Annotated in this window: 2 protein-coding genes; both read left to right on the top strand. The window is 72.1% G+C overall.

Features of this window, described 5'->3' with window-relative positions; translation table 11 throughout:
• On the top strand, positions 1–152 hold a 152-nt coding region (locus IY392_RS17785; RefSeq protein ID WP_194861953.1), incomplete at its 5' end, for an FAD-dependent oxidoreductase.
• Entirely contained in the window at positions 149–628 is a 480-nt protein-coding gene (locus IY392_RS17790; RefSeq protein ID WP_194861954.1) for an SRPBCC family protein, read from the top strand. The genes IY392_RS17785 and IY392_RS17790, both read left to right, overlap by 4 nt.
• The last annotated feature ends 131 nt before the right edge of the window (positions 629–759 follow it).

Genomic DNA, 759 nt, shown 5'->3' on the forward strand with positions numbered 1-759 from the left:
GGCGCGACCGGCCGCTCGGCGGCCCGCACAGCCGCGTGCACTGGGCCGGCGCCGAACACTCCGACTACTGGAACGGCTACATGGACGGCGCCGTCCGTTCCGGGCAGATGGCCGCCAGCGCCGCGATCGCACACTCAGGAGGACCATCGTGACCCGTCTGACCGTCTCCGTACAGCAGCGACTGGCCGCCCCGGTCGAGGACATCTGGGCCGTCATCGACGACACCGCCCGGTACGCCGAGTGGGTCGACGGTGTCCTGGAGGTCACCGCCCACCACGGGACGGCGACCGTCGGCGAGACCTACTCCGAGCACAACCGGACGCTCGGGCCGCTCACGACGCGGTCCGTGTGGACGGTCGGGACGATCGAACCGCACTCGCTCAGGGTGGACTCCGGGACCGGTTTCGCACCGCTGCACGACATGGTCAACACCTTCCGCTTCGAACCGATCGGCACCGCGGCCACCCTGATGACCTACAGGGTCGACTGCCGGGTCGGGCTCGGCCCCCTCGGTCATCTCCTCGCCCCCGTCCTCAGGTCGTCGCTCAGCGGCCAGTTCCGCCGGTCCATGGCCAGGCTCGAGGACGTGGTGCTCGCCGAACGCGGTATCGACCAGGCCGGTGGGTGATGACGACGACGGGGTCGCCCCGGGTGGGTGAGCAGGCGTCTCGGGGTCGCGAGGACGTCGCCGCGACCGCCCGGCGGCTGGCCGCCGAGGGCGTGCTCATCGGCACCGCCGGCAACGTCTCGGCCCGGGTC

Origin of the sequence: Dietzia sp. SYD-A1 (assembly GCF_015356725.1) — a bacterium.
GTDB lineage: Bacteria > Actinomycetota > Actinomycetes > Mycobacteriales > Mycobacteriaceae > Dietzia.